The organism is Paenibacillus piscarius (assembly GCF_022234545.1).
In the GTDB taxonomy this organism is placed as follows: Bacteria; Bacillota; Bacilli; order Paenibacillales; family Paenibacillaceae; genus Paenibacillus_AQ; species Paenibacillus_AQ piscarius.
The window spans coordinates 16,652-33,733 of sequence record NZ_JAIEUI010000010.1; the positions used below are offsets into that span (position 1 = coordinate 16,652).

Annotated in this window: 17 protein-coding genes; all 17 read right to left on the reverse strand. The window is 59.4% G+C overall.

The features are described 5' to 3' along the window. Positions 1 to 19: 19 nt before the first annotated feature. Positions 20 to 202: a hypothetical protein gene (locus tag K1558_RS16870; RefSeq protein ID WP_238652813.1), complete on the reverse strand. Its 183-nt coding sequence runs from the start codon at positions 200 to 202 to the stop codon at positions 20 to 22. Between the two features lie 18 nt (positions 203 to 220). Then, positions 221 to 3,067: a tail fiber domain-containing protein gene (locus tag K1558_RS16875; protein WP_238652814.1), complete on the reverse strand. Its 2,847-nt coding sequence runs from the start codon at positions 3,065 to 3,067 to the stop codon at positions 221 to 223. Positions 3,068 to 3,095: 28 nt separating this feature from the next. Further along, entirely contained in the window at positions 3,096 to 3,845 is a 750-nt protein-coding gene (locus tag K1558_RS16880) for a phage tail protein (protein ID WP_238652815.1), read from the reverse strand. Continuing rightward, positions 3,842 to 4,714: a baseplate J/gp47 family protein gene (locus tag K1558_RS16885; RefSeq protein ID WP_238652816.1), complete on the reverse strand. Its 873-nt coding sequence runs from the start codon at positions 4,712 to 4,714 to the stop codon at positions 3,842 to 3,844. Before K1558_RS16885 ends, K1558_RS16880 begins: the two co-directional genes overlap by 4 nt. A gap of 36 nt (positions 4,715 to 4,750) precedes the next feature. Beyond that, positions 4,751 to 8,395: a putative baseplate assembly protein gene (locus tag K1558_RS16890; RefSeq protein ID WP_238652817.1), complete on the reverse strand. Its 3,645-nt coding sequence runs from the start codon at positions 8,393 to 8,395 to the stop codon at positions 4,751 to 4,753. Next, positions 8,395 to 8,790 carry a GPW/gp25 family protein gene (locus tag K1558_RS16895; protein ID WP_238652818.1) on the reverse strand — a complete coding sequence of 132 codons (396 nt, stop codon included), beginning with the start codon at positions 8,788 to 8,790 and terminating at the stop codon, positions 8,395 to 8,397. The genes K1558_RS16890 and K1558_RS16895 overlap by 1 nt, the downstream gene beginning before the upstream one ends. A gap of 3 nt (positions 8,791 to 8,793) precedes the next feature. After that, positions 8,794 to 9,189, reverse strand: coding sequence for a PAAR domain-containing protein (locus tag K1558_RS16900; RefSeq protein WP_238652819.1), 396 nt, complete (start codon positions 9,187 to 9,189; stop codon positions 8,794 to 8,796). A gap of 16 nt (positions 9,190 to 9,205) precedes the next feature. Further along, complete coding sequence (locus K1558_RS16905; RefSeq protein ID WP_238652820.1) at positions 9,206 to 9,925, reverse strand: phage baseplate assembly protein V; 720 nt, start codon at positions 9,923 to 9,925, stop codon at positions 9,206 to 9,208. Further along, entirely contained in the window at positions 9,922 to 10,965 is a 1,044-nt protein-coding gene (locus K1558_RS16910) for a phage late control D family protein (RefSeq protein ID WP_238652821.1), read from the reverse strand. Before K1558_RS16910 ends, K1558_RS16905 begins: the two co-directional genes overlap by 4 nt. 18 nt (positions 10,966 to 10,983) lie before the next feature. Beyond that, on the reverse strand, positions 10,984 to 11,595 hold the full coding sequence (locus K1558_RS16915; RefSeq protein ID WP_238652822.1) for a CIS tube protein: 612 nt from the start codon (positions 11,593 to 11,595) through the stop codon (positions 10,984 to 10,986). Then, a complete protein-coding gene (locus K1558_RS16920; protein WP_238652823.1) occupies positions 11,595 to 13,166 on the reverse strand; it encodes a hypothetical protein in 1,572 nt (523 codons plus the stop codon). The genes K1558_RS16915 and K1558_RS16920 overlap by 1 nt, the downstream gene beginning before the upstream one ends. Continuing rightward, positions 13,166 to 13,642, reverse strand: coding sequence for a phage tail protein (locus tag K1558_RS16925; RefSeq protein ID WP_238652824.1), 477 nt, complete (start codon positions 13,640 to 13,642; stop codon positions 13,166 to 13,168). The genes K1558_RS16920 and K1558_RS16925 overlap by 1 nt, the downstream gene beginning before the upstream one ends. A 12-nt stretch (positions 13,643 to 13,654) precedes the next feature. Then, the gene (locus K1558_RS33070; protein ID WP_338019711.1) at positions 13,655 to 13,840 is read right to left on the reverse strand and encodes a DUF6760 family protein; all 186 of its coding nucleotides are present in this window, start codon (positions 13,838 to 13,840) and stop codon (positions 13,655 to 13,657) included. Continuing rightward, positions 13,837 to 14,205, reverse strand: a complete 369-nt coding sequence (locus K1558_RS16930; protein WP_238652825.1) for a hypothetical protein — start codon at positions 14,203 to 14,205, stop codon at positions 13,837 to 13,839. Before K1558_RS16930 ends, K1558_RS33070 begins: the two co-directional genes overlap by 4 nt. A gap of 153 nt (positions 14,206 to 14,358) precedes the next feature. After that, on the reverse strand, positions 14,359 to 14,802 hold the full coding sequence (locus K1558_RS16935) for a phage tail protein (protein ID WP_238652826.1): 444 nt from the start codon (positions 14,800 to 14,802) through the stop codon (positions 14,359 to 14,361). Between the two features lie 23 nt (positions 14,803 to 14,825). Beyond that, positions 14,826 to 16,364: a phage tail sheath family protein gene (locus K1558_RS16940; RefSeq protein WP_238652827.1), complete on the reverse strand. Its 1,539-nt coding sequence runs from the start codon at positions 16,362 to 16,364 to the stop codon at positions 14,826 to 14,828. 144 nt (positions 16,365 to 16,508) lie between these two features. Continuing rightward, a complete protein-coding gene (locus tag K1558_RS16945; RefSeq protein ID WP_238652828.1) occupies positions 16,509 to 17,081 on the reverse strand; it encodes a Pvc16 family protein in 573 nt (190 codons plus the stop codon). Position 17,082 lies beyond the last annotated feature (1 nt).

Here is a 17,082-nt window from a genome sequence, read left to right on the forward strand (position 1 = left end):
ATCTTGGTACCTGCCTGCTCTAGGCCTGGACAGGCGCTTCTTCTGCGGCAGCCAGCTCTTCCAGCACCTGAATAGCCCCGCTGATCCGGGTCAGGGTATATCCCAGCTGGGTACGCTTCTCATCCAGCTCCTGAATCATCTGCCGTCCCGCTTCAAGCTCTGCCTTCAGTTCGTTCATCCGTGCTTCCAATTGTTCTTTCATGGTTCATCCTCCTATGGTTTAGGCACCCTGCAGGGTGTCGATTTGATGCTGCATTCTGGCCATTGCCTTCTGCTGGTCCTTCAGCACGCTGGTCAGCACGGCAATAATGTCCATTCCGCTGATCGCCCGCTGCTCGGGATCGGCCAGAACGGCCGGAACTTCTTCGGCAATGAATCCGAGTGTGCGCTGCTTGGTACCGCCTTTATATTGAAAAGACACCGGATTCAGCCCTTCCAGCAGCTGCTTCGCCTCACGGACCGGAATATCGGCAATATTGTCCTTCAGCTCGCGTGAGGACCACCAGTACATGCTGCCGTTGGCATAGACCCCGCCGCTGGCATGGAGATAGATACGGTCACCGGCATCATTAGAGACGCCGATATCCAGTACACAGTTCTCCCCGCTGGTCGGGTAGTACTTGATCCAGGCCGAATCGCCGCTGCCGCCGCCCGGGTCAGACGGGAAAATAATCCCGTTGTTGCCGCTGCCCGCGCTCGGAATCAGGGCATTTCTCACTTCCAGGCTGCTGTGCACGGATGCATACTGCCAGTCATTGCCGTAGTTCAGCACCAGATGGCTGCCGTTATCGACCAGCGCTCTGCCGGGAGCGCCCCGGCGGCCGGGGTAGCCGATGTAGAAGTCTGCGCAGCGGACCACCGCCGCGAATTCCTCGGCCACATCCAGCTTTTTGAATCTGCCGCCGAAGTTGAACACCTCGGTCTTGATGTTGCCCTTAATCTCCAGGTCACCCTTAATTACTGCTCCGCCATTTACCTGCAGCGAACCGTTGACATCCAGGTTATCCCAGATAGAGACCCGGCGTGATCCTGACTTCCCGTTCCCGGCAATCATCAGGGAATTATAGCTGGCGGTGTCATTGCTGATCTCGGCATAATTCGCCGATTGGCCGGTGAAGCCGGACCATCTGGAGGTGAAGCGGACCGGATTCTGCCCGCTCAGGATACGCAGCTCTCCCGCGACATCCAGCTTATCCGCCGGATTCAGTGTGCCGATCCCCACGTTGCCTGAAGCATTGAGGGAGATGTGGTCGGCCCGGTCATTGGAGGTGCCGATCTCCAGGGTGCAATCCTCCCCTGTGCGGGGGTAATATTTGATCCAGGCCAGATCGCCGCTGCCGCCGCCCGGATTGGCCGGGAAAATAATCCCGTTATGCTCCCCGTTCCCCGTGCTCGGAATAATCTCCTGGGAGGCTTGCATTCTGCCGTTGACGTACAGAAATCCGTTCACATCCAGCCGGTCCCAGACGGCCACCTTCCGGCCCTGCCCGGCGGAGCTGTTGCCGACAATCATCAGCGCCTTGTGGTCCGTAATATCGTTGCTGATCTCCGCACCGTTCATCCGGTTGTCGGGGAAGCCCGTCCAGGCAGAGGTGAAGCGGATGGGATTGCGGCCGCTGAGCATCCGCACACTGCCGTCGACATCCAGCGAATCCTCCAGATTCCGCTGCGGTCCGACACCGACATAGCCGTTCTTATTCCAGGAGAGCACCTGCTTATCTGTGCGGGAGCCGTCGCCATTGACTGTTCTGGTGCCCAGCACCCCGCCGCTGCCGCCGAACAAGACCGGACCATCGACCTCCGCCGCCGCAAACGGCTTGCCGGCTCCGAACCAGCCCAGCCCCTGGGAGCTGTCAATGGTGTCCGGGTTCGTACCCTTCAGCCACAGGGTACTGTCCTCCTTAAGGGCGAGATCGGCGTCACTGTAGAGTCTGCCTGCTCCGGTGAAGCTGAAGGAAGCGCCGCCGGGCGATGACAATCTGCTGTGAAGGTGCAGGGAATCGGCGAAGCTGTGCTGCGTCAGGCTGTCCCATTCGTTGCCGTAGGCTATTTTTTTCAGATCGCTGCCGAGCCCCGCTTTGAAGCATTGCTCCGCCTCGACCCAGACGATCCGCGCGTCATGTATGCCGCCGTCGCCCCGGTAAACCTCCAGCCCTCCGTCCCGAGGGCCGGGGAATACATAGTCAGGGTCATCCGTATTGGGACTGTTGACCTCCACGAAGCTGTTCATGATCCGCATTTCGCTCTGGGACTTGTCCTTGCTCTTCAGAATAAGCTCGCCTTCGAGCGTCAATGCTCCGGTAACGCTCATGGCCCCGGTGAAGCGGGTCTCCGGCGCCTTAATCTCCAGTACCTTGCCCTCCTGCAGCGTATACAGCGAAGGCATGGCAGCCAGCACCGCTTCGCTCCGTCCGGGTCCGTCCATACTGTCCTCGCTCCGGGCCGGAATGACCAGCTTCTCGGTGACCAGCTTCTTGCCGGCTGCACCGGCATAGGTTCTCAGCGGCGTGCGGGCAGCATCGCTGTCATAATCGAAGATGCATGCACTGTCGATGACAATTCCGCTTCCCTCCTTGCGGGGAACCACACGACCCAGGATGATGGTATCCGTACCCTCAGGCTTCTGTAAGCCGTGACTGATCCGGCCCCGCTCCCAGATATGGATCTCCTGCCCCTGCCCCCGCTCGATATTGCGTCCGGCTTCCGTCTCTTCATAGCTGACCCAGATATAGATATTCTCATTGGCGTTGTATTCCGAGAGATTCACCGGGTTATCCGGGTGACCGTCATAGATCAGAATCTCCTGGCTGATGCTCTCGGTCTTGCCTGTGCTCTTGTCCAGAACCGATACCTGGTTCAGAGCAAGCCCGTCCGCTATGCTAACCTTCATCGGGTCGGATTGACCCCCGGAGGGCATGATCTTCAGCCCGCAGACTATGCCCCAGGTATGCAGATAACGGTTATGCAGCCGCTGCAGGCGCAGGTAAAAGTCCTGATCGAGCGTATAATCCTCAGCATTCAGGAAGAGGCCGTCAAAGTAACGCATTCTTTTCAATTCTTGTCCCATCAGTTGCTTGCCTCCCGATCTATAATCTCTATTGCTCAGTCATGCCCCCGACCAGCGTCTCCATGCCCACCCGTCCATAGACTCCGAGGCGCATCGCCGGCACTTCAATGTTCAGGCTGGAATTGGTATAAAAGGGCCGCTCCTTCCGGATGACCTCCTGCAAATTCCGCACCTTCTGCTGCAGCAGGCTCCGGCTGTACGCCGGAAGAATGATATGGATGGAGAAATAGCTTGGCTCCGCCGCTCCAACCATGGTACTGATTCCGACACGCCGGGACTGTCCGCACCGCACGGGCTCCTCATAATTGCGGATCTGAATGGACGCTTCCTCCCCGGCATAGACCTGAATATACTCCTTAAGCCCCTCCAGGGTGCCGCGTTTCTGGTAGAGCTGCACACTTCTGCCGATCAGCTTGCGGTTGACGGTGCTGCGGGCTTCTGCCAGAGGCAGCAGCTGGTCCCGGGCCAGCGTGCGCTCGCGGGTATCCTGCTCTCCGTCATAGGCCGCGCCTTCTGCCAGCTCAAGGCCTACCCAGCCTGCCAGCCAGGACAGGAAAGGCGCGGGCGTCAATGCAGGGTCGAAATAATGGTGCAGTTGATCAAGCAAGGCCTCTATACCGGCAGATTCTGTACTCTGCGCCCCTGTATTGCCGGAGAGCATGGCTTCGAACGCCTTCAGGAACCGCCCGAGGAAAAATTGCTCATCCGTCTCCTCCGCCTTCTGCTGGAACACCCGGGGGAGATACTCTACATAACTGTACTTCTGCTCACTGCTCATGCTTCCACCTCAACCTTCAGGTCCTTCAGCTTGAATAGCTGGAACGGCAGCAGGTCGGGCGAGTCCAGGTTCACGCTCGTCACATGGTCGATCCCGGCAATCCCCTCTACCAGATGATAGAGGTCCGAGGCATACAGCTTTCTTCCCGGCGGCCAGCCTGTGCCGTTCTCCCCGCCGCTGACCGGGTCCAGGAATTGAACAATCCTGCCCTTCACGGTGCTGCCGATGCCGGGGTTCCTGGCTGAAACCGTCATCTCGACGGCTACCTCCCGGTAATCCGGCTCCACCACATGAACCCGGGTTGTCAGCAGCTTGCGCTCATCCAGGCGGGCTTTGACATATTGCCTGATTGCAGTCATCTCCCGCAGCAGATCCTTCTGGTTCGCAGTCTGCAGCACCAGAATCACCGAGACATGCCCGAAGGCTTCCCTGTCTTCTCCGCTGCCGTTCTCCATATCCGTATTAACCAGGCAGAGCGTGCGGACCGTGAGATCGGGATAGGTGCTCTGAATCCCGGGAACCGCTAGCAGGCTCTTCCGGGCCAGCAGCTCGTAATCCGCTGCGGTTACTGCCCGGTAAGACTCCGAGAACTGCTTCGCGGCACGGCAGATTCCGTCCGCAAGCGGTTCTCCCTCCTCCAGGGTAACCCCCAGCAGCTTCAGGAACTGCTGCCTGCTCTCATCCGTTACCTGATCCAGCCGGTAGAGCACCATTTCTGTGAAATAAGCAAACAGCTCCACCAGAGTAATGCCGGGGTCGGACGGATTGTAATTCGTCCAATCCGGGTCATAGAGCGGAATCAGTGTGAGGGCATCCGCAACAAGCTGGCCGAAGTCAAGATCATCCAGCTTTCGTTCTGGAAGCGGCATAAGTTCATCCTCCTTTCTGTATAAGCCGGTAGATCCTTACTGCTGCGCAGGCATACAATACGTACACGGTGCCGCAGCTCCCGGCGGTAATTCGGATAATGCTCTAAGATACCGCCGTTCCTCCATTGGGATGGCATCCAGCCCGCACCCTGCGGCCGTACCGGTCAAATCATGCACCAGCCCCGAATGCTTATCCAGCAGGTAGGGAAAGAGATGCTCCTCCGGCTTGTTCACCAGATGCACTCCCCCGCAGATCAGCTCATCTTCTTCAAGGAAGATATTGTCTGTGCCGATACTGCGGATCTTCAGCGGCGTAGTGTTGATATATTCATCCGTCCGGCTCAGGAAGACGATATCCTTCTCCCGGAACACGGCAGTCTTCACATAGAAGGTGGATGTACCGGAATCCAACCCGTTCAGGATGTAGGTGCGGACGGTCAGATCACCGGTCAGATCATACTCCAGATCGCTGCCCTCGGGATAGCTGCGGGCAAGCGGCTCCTCGTCCAGGGTCCGGCATTCCAGCAGGTCGCCGTCGATAGACAGGATCATCAGCTCTACCGGCTCGAACGACCGGTAACGAAGCCTGAGAATCGCCTTCTCCTTGAAGCCTCTAAGCACCAGCGATTTCACTTCTTCTCCCGCCTCCACCGGCTCCGCAAGCGCATACTGAATTGCGTTGTCCTCCGAGCGGACCATACTGTACTTCGGATAGCCGGCCAGGGGCTTGTAAGGCCCGTTCTCCAGCGGTGCCAGCTTCAGCGTGAAGCACTGCACCGAGGCCTTCACGGCTACGTCAGATACATAGTCCACCCCTGGCGTATTCTTGATGACCGCATAGACCTCGGATACATACAGGTTCTGTCCCAGCTCCCAGCCCGTCTGGCTGTCGCCACCATGGAGCGGATGGAAGAACTGCTTCAGATTATCGATAATCCGGCCTTCCGCCACCTTCCGCTGCTCTGGAGAAGTGAACACTACATCCGCCTCTACTGCGATGCGTACATAGTCGGGCCCGCTCACCCCGATACCCGGCTCAGGGGTGTCCAGCACCGCCGAGATCCGTTCACACAGATAAGCTTCAATCTCGCTGCACAATTCCGGGCTGGGAGAAGGCTTCGGATCATCGGTCTCCGGCACCACGATAATCGTAGCCGTTCCCGGAACGAACGCCAGATCACGGTTCATGGCGCCAAGACATTTCACCTTGGCAATCTGCGGCATCGCCTCCCGTACGAGCCACTCCATATCCTCAGCGGTTACGCCCCGGTTCCAGCTCTTCAGCGTATGCGGCCCCCGGAGCTCCGCCTGATCCGCCTCCTCCTGGTCGAAGCCGCCGGCCGCCGCCACCGGGTTGGATACGGAATCCAGCCAGCTGAAGCTGTCCCAGATCTTGGTGACCGTGCCTGCAGCCACATTGCCGGAGGAGCCTCCGCCGTGCTTATAGTCGCACAGAATATTGTCGGTCCCGGCCTTAGGGACCATCCCGCTGCGCCCGTCCCCGAACAGGACCGTTCCGCTGCTGCGGTCGAGCACATAATGTCTGCTGTCCGGACCGGATACCGAGAAGGTATCGACCTCCTCCCAGGGCACCCATTCTGCTTGTCCCGCCGTTTCGCGGACGCTAAGGCGCTGACCGGGAAGCACAGGCGTCCTGGACAGCTGGAAGCGCTGGTTCTCTTCACCGTTGCTGGAGCCGGGGATTTCACCGCTGACGGTATTGGAATTCCTGGCCCATACCACATTAGGAAGAATGGAAGGAACCTCCGGGCTGATCTCGAAGCGCCCTTCATCCAGCCGGGCGCGAATCCAGTAGTGCTCAGTTCCGAATAACGGACGCAAGGCGATATCGGCCGGAATGGTAAACTGCAGAATCTCTCTGCGGGTGAAGCCTCTGATCTCGTCATTCACGCTGAGCGTCAGCCATCTGCGGCCGTCCCAGTACTCCCAGGCGACGACCGGGCGCCCCAGCTGCCCGCCGGTCAGCGGGAAGAAGAGCGATACCGGCAGATCTCCTGGGTCTTGGTCAAACCCCAGATAGAAGGTTGGCGCAGGCTCGGTACACGGATAGAAAGGCTTGAACAGCTCTCCTTCGGCCAGGCATGCCGCCGACTTATCGGCGAAGCTGAAGTTATTCTCGGTGAGGACCGTCTGCGGGTGAGCTTCCAGCATGTAGCTGTAGGCAATACTGAGCCTGCGGACGGAGGGCGGCGCATAAGAGGCCGGTGTGGCCTTCAGCTTGGCGACATGGATACTTCCCTCCCCCAGCTGAACCTCTTCATCCTCATACTCATATTTGGCTTCCTCGCCATAGTTGCCGCCGGTGATCCGGGCCCGGACCCAATACTGCTCTTCCCCGCCCATTGTAAGCAGCTGAATTCCCGGACAATCGAAGCTTAAGGTTCCGCTTGCCGTGAGGCTGCTGACTCTGCGCTGAGCAGCGTCCGGCGAAGCAGCAGGCTCTGCGTCCGGCTGCTCCTCAAGACCGGTAATGGCCTGCCACTCCCGGCCGTTCCAGTATTCCCAGCCAATCTGCACATAGGGTGTATCCGGCAGTTTGCTGATCTTCGGGTCCGACAGCTCAAGTCTCAGCGTGATCCTGGCTCCCGGCTTCGAGAAGGCCTCGCTGCAGGCGATATAGAAGGTATCGTTCACCTTCGGCTTGTCCCCGAACGGGTAATAATCCTTGCCCATATCCAGAGAAGCGCCATTGAATGCCGCCACATCGGGCGGCAGCGGCACCTGACTGTCGACGGTCAGCTCCAGGCGGACCGCTTCAATGTCCGGCATCTGTGCCCCCGGGGCAATCGGTGTGTTCAGCTCGGCATAGATCCAGCTGCTATGCCACTCCCGCAGCGCCCCGGAGGCTTCATACCCGCTAAGCGTCTTCGCGCGGATCCCGGGCAGCGGATCGAACTGCAGGGCCGCCCTCCAGGCCGAATCCTCAGTGGCTTCGGCCATGGAGGGGAATAGCTGGACGGGGTTCCCTTCTTCATCGAAGCAGAACCAGTCCATCTGCGTCAGCAGCTCCCGGGGACCGGCCTGCCCGCCCGCTTCTCTGGTGAGCGCCGCATCCGGCTTGTTGAAATAGACCCTCAGGCGGCTGCCCGCCTCCCGGAACCCGAACAGCTCCGGGTGTCCCAGATATAACCGGTGGATCACCGTGTCATCGCCCTTGAACAGCTTGGCGGTGCGGCCGCCGGCCTCCCCGGTGAACAGGTGATCGTGATTGCTCCACTGGTCCTCCCCGGGGTCAAGGCTTACGGCTCTGACCGGCTGCGGACGGATCACGGTCAAGTCCTTCTCCGTCTCAAAAATGATCTCCGGCCCGTTCTCCGGCTGGGCGGAGACCCGGGTCCCTGCCGGAATCGTGTTGTAGCTGTCACCCTCCGGCTTCAGCTTGAAGAGCAGCGGGACCTTGGCGGCTCTGGGCGGCGACGGATGAATGCCGATCAGGTTCAGGAACGCGGTGAAATTCTTCGCAGGTGCCTGGTTCAGCCGGCCGATGACCTTGCCCATCATCCCGGTGAAGATATGCACCAGTGCATCCGCCTTCCGGTCCTGCTCAAGCTCCGTCAGATCACTCCATTCCCGGCCGCAATACCGGTAGATTAAGCGTCTTAGCTCCGGGACCAGCTGCTCCTGATCCCGCTTATCAATAAAAGGCATATGATTTGGCATTATTTCCCCACACTTTCAAGGAAGAATGGATAGACCAGGTTATACTTGCTGTTGCTGGCCCTGATGGTATAGTCAATGGACACTTCAAGCTCAGAGCGGTCCGAGCGGGGCGTGACCGTAATATCATCCACTTCAATCCGCGGCTCCCAGCTCTGCAGCGCCTCTTCAATGAAGCTTCGAAGCAGGGTGGCTGTGCTCATGGTGTTCGGTGCGAACACCAGCTCATTCAGCCTGCAGCCGAAGTCCGGCCGCATGACCCGTTCGCCCCGGGCGGTGGACAGAATCAGCATCACCGATTCCCGGATAGAGTCCTCTCCGTCTGAGGAACGGAGGCTGCCCCGCTGCACCGCCAGCGGATGCTTCCAGCCCCGTCCCAAGAAATCTACAACTTCCATAGCTCAGCCTCCTATACTGACCGTTCCCGCTGCAGACACCTTGCCTGCCGGGAGGTCGGCCGGATCATTGCAGGTCAGCGCCGGGTCACCGTTTCTGGCCGCTCTTTTACCGTTAATGCTCACCGTTGCACTCCCGGCGGTAATGGTCCCCTTATTCGCCGGGGGCTTCTGAAACGGGCCTCCCTGCGGAACATGTGCCGGGGTATTAGTCGCTGTGGAGTCCACCGTCGCTGCCGGCTGCCCCATGATCCGGACATTAACGCTCAGCGCGCCGTCCAGAATCCCCGTGAAGGGATGAGGCAGGGGAGTCGGCACGAGGCCGCCTCCGGCCGGAAGCATAACGATATGAGTATCGGTGGCCAGCACCCGGTCGCCTTGCTTAGCTGCCGGTTGTCCCATCTGAGGCTCCTCCTCTCTAGTTGAGATCAATTGCAGCGCCTTTAAGCTTCATGCTGGCGGCTGCTTTGATGTCCATACCGGCCTTGGACTCGATAAGGGTCCCCGACGCAGACTTCATTTCAATCGATTTCGCGGACAGGGACAGCTTGCCGCCCGCCGTAATTTCAAGCTCTGCACCGGAGGATACGGTCACCTTATTCGCCTTGGTATCCAGAATAATCCGGTTCTTGCCCGATTTGTCGGTGATGCGGATCTGCTCTGCCCCGCCCTTGTCGTCCAGCCGGATGACATGGCCCTTGGCCGAGGTCAGCGTGATGCTCTCTTCCCCCTGGGTGTCGGCAAACTGCAGCACATGCCCGCTGCGGGATTTGAACAGCCGGATATTGTTCTTGCCGTCCTTATTCGTCTCCGGCGGAACATCCTTACCGTTCCACAACGATCCGATCACATAAGGACGATTGACATCCCCGTTCTCGAAGGCGACCAGTACCTCGTCCTCCACCTCCGGCAGACAAAAGGCTCCGCGTCCCTTCCCGGCCATCCAGGAGGCCATGCGCGCCCAGTTGGATTCCTGCATTCCCATCAAGGGGATCTTCACCTTCACCCGTCCGGGGCCGGGCTGGTCCGCATGGTTCGCCGAGTCATTGTGGATCACAATGCCCACCATCACGCCGAAAATCCGCCCCTCGTTCATGATACTGTCCATAAAATTGTTAATTCCGGGTCCCTCACTCATAGGCCAGTCCTCTTCACCTTAAAAGTCGTTGTATACCCTTTGCTGTCAAATTTGTGCACTGTGGATACAATGTAATAAATCCCGCTGAAGCGCTCGCCCATGCCAAGCAGCTTCACGGTCTGTCCGGCCCGCAGCTGCGGATTGCCCCAGCACATGCCCTCTCCGGCGATGAAATCGCGCAGGCGGCTGTTATAAGCGGCGGCGGCCCGCACCTTCGCCTCGTTCATGTCCAGCAGATTCTCGGCCATAATCGCAATCGGCGATTCCCCGACCGCCTTGGCGCTTAAGCTGAATCCGCTCTCCTTGCCGCCCATCTTCGTCGTTTCGTCCCCGGTTTTGGCTTCGGCCACAAGCTCCTTCTTCTCCTTCACATCCCAGCCCTTGACCTTCACCTGGCTCCCCCGGGTCAGCGCCCGCAGCTCCAGGTTCAGCCGTTCAAAATCCTTCTTGAAGCTCATCTCCGGCAGCGCTGGCGCCTTCACCGATCGGGACTTGACGAAATTCAGCTTCTTGTCGTCCGCATACAGCTCATAATCGAGCAGCGCCGCCCGCTCCAGCAGAAATTCATAATTGCTCTGGTTGTTCTGGAAAAGATACGGATGTACCGTGCCCGTGTCCTCCACCACCGGAGTCAGCCCATGCTCCTTGGCGATCTCCGCCGCAATGTCACTGTCCTTCTTCTTCAGGAACACCTTGCTCCGCGTTCCCGAGCGCAGCCGGTGCAGCAGATCATACCCGCGGATATCGAGCACGGAATGCTCCCCGAAGTTCAGGTCCAGCGAGGTAATCTCACCGCTGATCATCGGCTGCGGCTGGTCGAGCCCGAGCGAGAGCTTCAGCGGGTCGCCTGGCTTCAGGCTGCCAAGATCGGTGCCCCGCCACATGCCGCTTGCGGAATTCACCATGTTCAGCTGAATCGAGAACAGGGCCGGCAGATTAAGCTCATCCTCTACCGTGACCGCTTCCACCGCAGCCGTCAGCTCAGGGGACAGCTTGCTGCCGTTCAGCTCAATTTTGTAATTCGCTACACTGGTGCCCATGCAATCCCCGCCTTCCTCTTAATCCGGGATCACCAGGGTTCTCCCGATATCATTCCTTCCAGGAAAGCCGACCGGATTAACGATCCGGTTCAGCTCGGCGATCCTGCGCCAGGCCAGCGGCTCCTTCAGCGCCTCACTGGCAATAAGGTCCAGCCGGTCCCCGCTCTTCACCACCCACAGCTTGCGGCAGGCATTCAGCCCCTGGCTGTCCTCCACCGTCTTGTCCGGCTCATCCGTGATGAAGGTGACATCGAGCAGGGAACGGACCGGCGTGCCGTTGTCCATGAACATCGTGAACTTCTGCTCGATCTTGCTGAGCAGTCCCCGGTACGTGAACCCGCCCCAGACGAACAAGCAGACCGGCGGCCGCTTCGTGCTTTTGCCGCTGACCTTGGGGTCCAGCAGCGACGTCAGCTGCCTCGTCTTCTTGCGCACATCCTTGCGCTGCTCATAAGTATCGTAGAATAAGGAGACCTTGAACTCCGGTGTCTCCGTAATCTGAAATTGCTTGTTATTCTTCTCCCCCGTATATTTGCCTTCGTAGGATACGGTGTACTCATTGGGGTTGAACATCACCTCAATGGCACCGACGGGCATATCCAGAGGAATAATCTTCGCTTTCTCCGCCATTATCTAAGTCCCCTCCGATCCTTGCGAATGGCTATTCTCTTCTCCAGCACCTGGTAGACCTGCTCAGCGAGCCGGTTCAGCTCCGCAGCATCCATAGGAGCTGCGGCAGGCAGCCCCTTGGCTGCCGCCAGAATCTGCGGCGGCGGTGCCGGTTCCTGGAGCATGCGCTGAAGCTGCTGCTGCACCGGCTCCGGCAGAGCCGCCGGGGGCGCTTCAGGCTTCCGCAGCACCAGGCGGCTGGCGCTGCCGGCGGGCGGCAGCTCTGCTTCCGGCACAAGGCCCGCGCTATGGCGCAAGCCCGGGTGCCTTCCGGCCGGCTGCGCCGCCGGAGACGGCCGCCTTGCGGCCGTGTACACCCGCCCGGCCTCCGGCGCAGCGGCCGGGCGCTCCTCCGGGGCTGCCGTCGGCGCGGCCCCGGCCGGGCGAGCGCTGGCCCCGGTCCGGGCCAGCGCGGGAGAAGCTGCCGCTGATGGCGGTAGCCCCAGCGGCAGGCGCATCCGCAGCAGCGGCGCCGGGAGCGCCTGCATGCGCTGCGCCGGCAGCAGCCTCAGCGGGGAGGCTGCTGCCACAGGCTGCAGGGGATGGCTGATCCCCTGCCTGGCCTGCGGCGGCTCCGGTATCCCTGCCGCCGGAGGCTGCTCCAGCGCAGCTGCCAGCTGCTGCGCTAATACAAGGCGCAGCGCGGGACCGCTTCCAGCGGCCGCTTGCTGCACCATAGGTCCGGCCCGGAGACCTTGGGCCGGTGGAGGCAGCTCCGCTGCTGTGCGGGCTGCATCCGGGGCTGCCCCGCTGGGCGGCCCCTGCTTCGCTGCCGGAGCTGCCGGAGCCGCTGAAGCCGCCGGAGCTGCCGGTTGCCGCGCCGCAGGACGGTCCTGCCCGGCAGTTTCCACGGGCAGGCTATAGGTCCGCAGCACCTGCCGCTGGCGGCGGGCGGCGTAAGCCTGCTCCCGTAGATCGACGGGAGCAGAAGTACCGCCGCTGCCCGGCCGCTCTGCGTGCTCCCCTGCTGCTGTTGCCCGTGAAGGCAGCGGCGGCCCGGCAGGCCGGTGCACGGCCAAGGCCCGGGCCTCGTTCGCTTCAACAGCCGAAGCGCCTGGAGGCTGACCCTTATCGCCCGCCGCACTAAGAGTACTATATACGGTTGTTATAAGATCTTCTCTGCCTTGCCGCTTGCGGACTTCCGCTTGAAATGCCTGCAAGGAGCGATGCCGCTCCGTTGCCGGAAGCAGCACGCGGTGCAGACGCCCTTCACTGTCTGTTCTTGCATTTCGGGCGCTGCTCCCCGGCGCGCCCCCGCCCTGAGTGACCAGTTGGATCCGGCTAACCGGTCCGGCTGCCTCTCTGATCCGGGTCACCGGATAGTAGAAGGCCGAATGGATGTGCTGAATCACCGTACCCGCCGCCGTTCCCCCGGATTCGGGCTCCTCGAACGGCTGGAGCACCGGCCGCAGAATCAGGCCGGGAAGCTTGCGCCTCCAGCGGCGGATGCCGTATTTTCCCAGAATCGCTTGAATGAATGGGGAAGGCTCCTGCACACCGGGTGTAGCCATGGTCTGAAGACGCCGCTTCATTACCGGTACCTGTACAGCCCGTTGTGGGTCAGCACCAGGCTCTCCACCGCCACCGCGCTGCTCCCGGCGCTGAACGCCGGGCCCTCCCACTTGATCGGGCAGGCTTCGATAAAGTTCCACCAGACCTTGGGCGTGCCGGAATGATCGAGCAGACATATCGACCCGCTGCGCCGCTTGATCACCCCGTTCACTACATTCTGATACCAGTTCCAGAGATATTCATCGCTCGTCACCCCGTTCTTCAGCGTCAGGTCCGAGTATTTGGTCGGCCCCAGGAATACGAATTCCCTGTGGTTCTCGCCGCCGAAGCTTTTGCGCTCCACCTGTGTCTCCACGCTGAGGCCCGAGACCTCGGAGAACCCGGCAACGGAGATGCCGTCAATCTCCACCATGAAGTTGAAGGCCGGATAGGGATCCTCCCGGTAGCCGGGCACCCAGCTGCGTTTCGCGCCGATATTAAGCATATTTGCCTTCATTGTTATCCTCTCCTACACCTCAAAGAAGTTCTTCTTCTCTTCCCCGCCGCTCAGCTTCTGGTTGATTTTGCTGACCTCGCTGCACCAGCGCTCCCGCTCGGCATGCTCCAGGTTCAGCACCGCTGTATAATCCCAATGCAGATAGTAGGTCAGAAAGGCTACCTCCTCATAGAGGCGGTCAAGGGGGTAGCCGATTATTCCCCCGGCGGTTCCAGCTCAAGCTCGAAGCGCTGCTCGCATTTCGGGCAGACCGCCTGAACTGCATTACTCCCGCTCTGGTTGATCCGGTTATACATCTCCTGCAGATAGGCAAAATCCGCCGTATACAACTCTTCAATCACCCGCGGTGTAATCATGCCCAGCCCGCCCAGTGTAGTGACGACCCGAGACAGCAGGATCACTGTCAGGTAAGCAGGGTTCTGCTGGACCCGGGAATCCCGGAGCGGCGTAATCTCATCGGCTGCAGTTGCCAGGCGCATGGTGCCCTGCTTATGCAGGGTGCCTGTCTCATCCACATAACCCTTGGGCAGGGTGAAGCTGAATTCGGTTTGCAAAAGTTCCATAATCTCCCCCGTTTCTTCTTCAGCACATTGGCGTTTCCCCAGGACGCTTCCGCGGCCTTCCCTTTCCCCCGGCAGTGAATTTGATGTCCATACCGTCCCATCGTCTATGTTGGCGTATGACATCAAATCCGCAGCTGGCGGGGAGCAGGAAGATTATCTCACTCTGCGGACGCCTTCATGCACCAGCTCCATCGACTCGACGGAGACCTCGTTGCCTTTGGCACTGAGGGCGCTGACATCATATTTGATCGGCCAGGCTTCAAGAATATCCCACTGTGCCTTGTCATTGCCTTCCTCATCCACCAGGATGATCGACAAGCTCTTGCGGTTCTTGAGTGCACCCTTGTCTTCAATCGACTTGCGCCAGTTGTAGAGCTCCAGGGAATCGGTCAGCCCTTTTTTCAAGGTGATGTTGCCGAATTTGGTTAAGCCGGACAGCTTGCGCGAATGAGGGGCGTCGATGCCCTCGCGGTAATCTACAGCCTCTGTGGACGTATCAGGAATCGTTGCATCTGCGAAGGCTGCGGTCTGAATCCCGTCAATCACCACCCGGAAGCGGTAATTGCGGTATGGGTCCAATCTTTTGCCGGTTGCCATGGGATTAGTCTCCTCTCAATCTCTTATTTGGACAGGGTCTTCTGGCTGACCCGGATCACTACGAATTCAGCAGGCTTGACCGGGGCCACGCCCACCTCGATAATCAGCTGTCCTGCATCCCGCACGGCCGGCGGGTTGTTCTCTTCGTCCACTTTGACGAAAAAGGCTTCTTCCTGCGTGGTTCCATACAGCGCACCGTCTCTCCACACACGGGTCAGGAAGGCCGTCAGGTTCCGCTTCACCTTGCCCCACAGGCTCGGGTCATTCGGCTCAAACACTACCCACTGGCTGCCCTCGTCCAGCGATTCCTCAATGTACATCATCAGGCGCCGCACGTTGACATAGCTCCATTCGGAGTCGGAGGACAGCGTTCTTGCTCCCCAGACGCAGATGCCTTCCGGCAGGGAGCGGATTACGTTGATGCCGCCCGGATTGAGCAGCTCCTGCTCCGCCTTGGTGATGACCTTCTCAATCCCGACGACGGAATCCAGATAACCGTCCGTTGTACCGGCAGGTGCCTTGTGGACACCACGCACAGAGTCGACATAGGCATACGTTCCGGCAATTGCGCCTGAAGGCGGCACCAGCTTTTGCTTCCCGGTGAGCGGATCGTTAATGTAGACCCATGGATAGTACAGCGCGCCGTAGGAGGTATTGAAGGAATTGCCCGAGTAATCGCCTGCGCCTTCCTTGAAATCCTTCACGTCCATCGGGCTTAAGCCGTGCGGCGGATCTACGATGAAGATGCAGTCTTTTCTCAGCTTGCAGTAGTTCAGCATATCCAGGATCGTGCCCCGGCTGTATGCCATATCCGCAAGGTCCGGTGCCGCCACAATGTTGATGTTGTCCAGGGTATCGAAGGCATGGATCCCCGTACGGCTGGCCGAATCCCCCAGGAAGTCAATCGGTGACATCCCGTTCACCCCGCCGCTCAGCGACAGTGCTGCCTCATTGAAGGCCGGTGTCTTCTCCATGTTCTCCAGAATGGTCAGATCGACCAGCGGCTTCACCTTGACAAAAGCGGACACCTGATTGATTTTCTCCTCGAAATTGATCAGCAGCATGTTGTCGAAAATTTCGACGATTTTGCCGTCCTCATCCTCGCCGGAGTATTCATCGTCAAATTCGCTGTCCAGCAGATACTGCACAATCATCTTGAAGCCGAACTGCTGCTTGTTGGAGGACTGGCTGATTTTGACCGAAATCCGGTTGCCCCACTCCCCTTCGGAGCGTGCCACCACCTTGAACAGGTCCAGGTTATCCGTGTCTCTGACCGTCAGGGCCGCAGGCTGAATGTCCTTAGGCGCTGCTCTGACCACGTAGCACGAAGTGCCGCCTTCCGCAAAAAAGTTATACACGGCATAAGCCAGATAGCCATTGGGGATAAATTGGCCGAATTCGTTGACGAATTGGCTCCAGTTGGTGACCAGCACCGCTTTGCCGATCACGCCTTTCTCAGCGATCCCGACGAACGCCCCTACTGAGGTGCCCACGCCGGCAATCGGCTTGACCCCGCTTGAGACTTCCTCTACATACACGCCTGGCGACAGATAATTTGCCATCTCTTACCCTCCTAAATTTTGGTTAATCCGTGTTCGTGTTCACTTGGCTTCCTGTGCTGCATCTGAGCTTGCTTCTGATCGGGCTGTGCAATAAGTTCCCTCCATGAATCACTCCCTTCGCCACAGGAGCCCGGGCCTGTCAGTCTATATCGGATGGATGCCCAGTTCCTTCGTCTGAACCCGCGGAATCGTCATCGTCTTATCCGCAGGCAGCCGCACCGGCGATACCAGATAGGACAGGCTGACCTTAGCCGGCTTCCCCGGGAAGACCTCCCACAGCTGCTTGATATCCTGAATCGTCAGGTTGTTGTAGGAGATCCGGATTTTCTCATTGCCGCATTCGGTGAGATTGCCCTTCAGATCGGTGCCGCTGAGCACCGGATGCTCATGGAACAGCTGGAAGATCCGGCCCAGGATCAGCTGCTCGGTCTCCCTGTCCTTGGCATACGGCGTGAGCAGATAATACAAATCCAGATAAGCCGGCGGATACGCGAACTGGTTCGTACCGGCGGTCTCCTCCTTCTCGCTGTTACGCATACTCGGACTATGGCTCAGATAATACAAGCACATCGAGAGCTTCATCGTGGAGCTGTCAATGTCGCTCGGTGAACCAAAGCTGATGAAGCTGTCATCGTTCAGCTCAGGCACATGCGCCTTAAGCAGCGCCTTCAGGCTGGTGCTGACATCTCTTATTACCGTACCAGTATCCACGGCCATG

Bases quoted from the DNA above. Each gene is read 5' to 3' on its own strand.
- K1558_RS16945 (WP_238652828.1), bottom strand. From the start codon at position 17,081: ATGGCCGTGGATACTGGTACGGTAATAAGAGATGTCAGCACCAGCCTG.
- K1558_RS16910 (WP_238652821.1), bottom strand. From the start codon at position 10,965: ATGGGCACCAGTGTAGCGAATTACAAAATTGAGCTGAACGGCAGCAAG.
- K1558_RS16880 (WP_238652815.1), bottom strand. From the start codon at position 3,845: ATGAGCAGTGAGCAGAAGTACAGTTATGTAGAGTATCTCCCCCGGGTG.
- K1558_RS16895 (WP_238652818.1), bottom strand. From the start codon at position 8,790: ATGGAAGTTGTAGATTTCTTGGGACGGGGCTGGAAGCATCCGCTGGCG.
- K1558_RS16930 (WP_238652825.1), bottom strand. From the start codon at position 14,205: ATGGAACTTTTGCAAACCGAATTCAGCTTCACCCTGCCCAAGGGTTAT.
- K1558_RS16900 (WP_238652819.1), bottom strand. From the start codon at position 9,189: ATGGGACAACCGGCAGCTAAGCAAGGCGACCGGGTGCTGGCCACCGAT.
- K1558_RS16925 (WP_238652824.1), bottom strand. From the start codon at position 13,642: ATGAAGGCAAATATGCTTAATATCGGCGCGAAACGCAGCTGGGTGCCC.
- K1558_RS16905 (WP_238652820.1), bottom strand. From the start codon at position 9,925: ATGAGTGAGGGACCCGGAATTAACAATTTTATGGACAGTATCATGAAC.
- K1558_RS16940 (WP_238652827.1), bottom strand. From the start codon at position 16,364: ATGGCAAATTATCTGTCGCCAGGCGTGTATGTAGAGGAAGTCTCAAGC.
- K1558_RS16890 (WP_238652817.1), bottom strand. From the start codon at position 8,395: ATGCCAAATCATATGCCTTTTATTGATAAGCGGGATCAGGAGCAGCTG.
- K1558_RS16915 (WP_238652822.1), bottom strand. From the start codon at position 11,595: ATGGCGGAGAAAGCGAAGATTATTCCTCTGGATATGCCCGTCGGTGCC.
- K1558_RS16885 (WP_238652816.1), bottom strand. From the start codon at position 4,714: ATGCCGCTTCCAGAACGAAAGCTGGATGATCTTGACTTCGGCCAGCTT.
- K1558_RS16870 (WP_238652813.1), bottom strand. From the start codon at position 202: ATGAAAGAACAATTGGAAGCACGGATGAACGAACTGAAGGCAGAGCTT.
- K1558_RS16875 (WP_238652814.1), bottom strand. From the start codon at position 3,067: ATGGGACAAGAATTGAAAAGAATGCGTTACTTTGACGGCCTCTTCCTG.
- K1558_RS16935 (WP_238652826.1), bottom strand. From the start codon at position 14,802: ATGGCAACCGGCAAAAGATTGGACCCATACCGCAATTACCGCTTCCGG.
- K1558_RS16920 (WP_238652823.1), bottom strand. From the start codon at position 13,166: ATGAAGCGGCGTCTTCAGACCATGGCTACACCCGGTGTGCAGGAGCCT.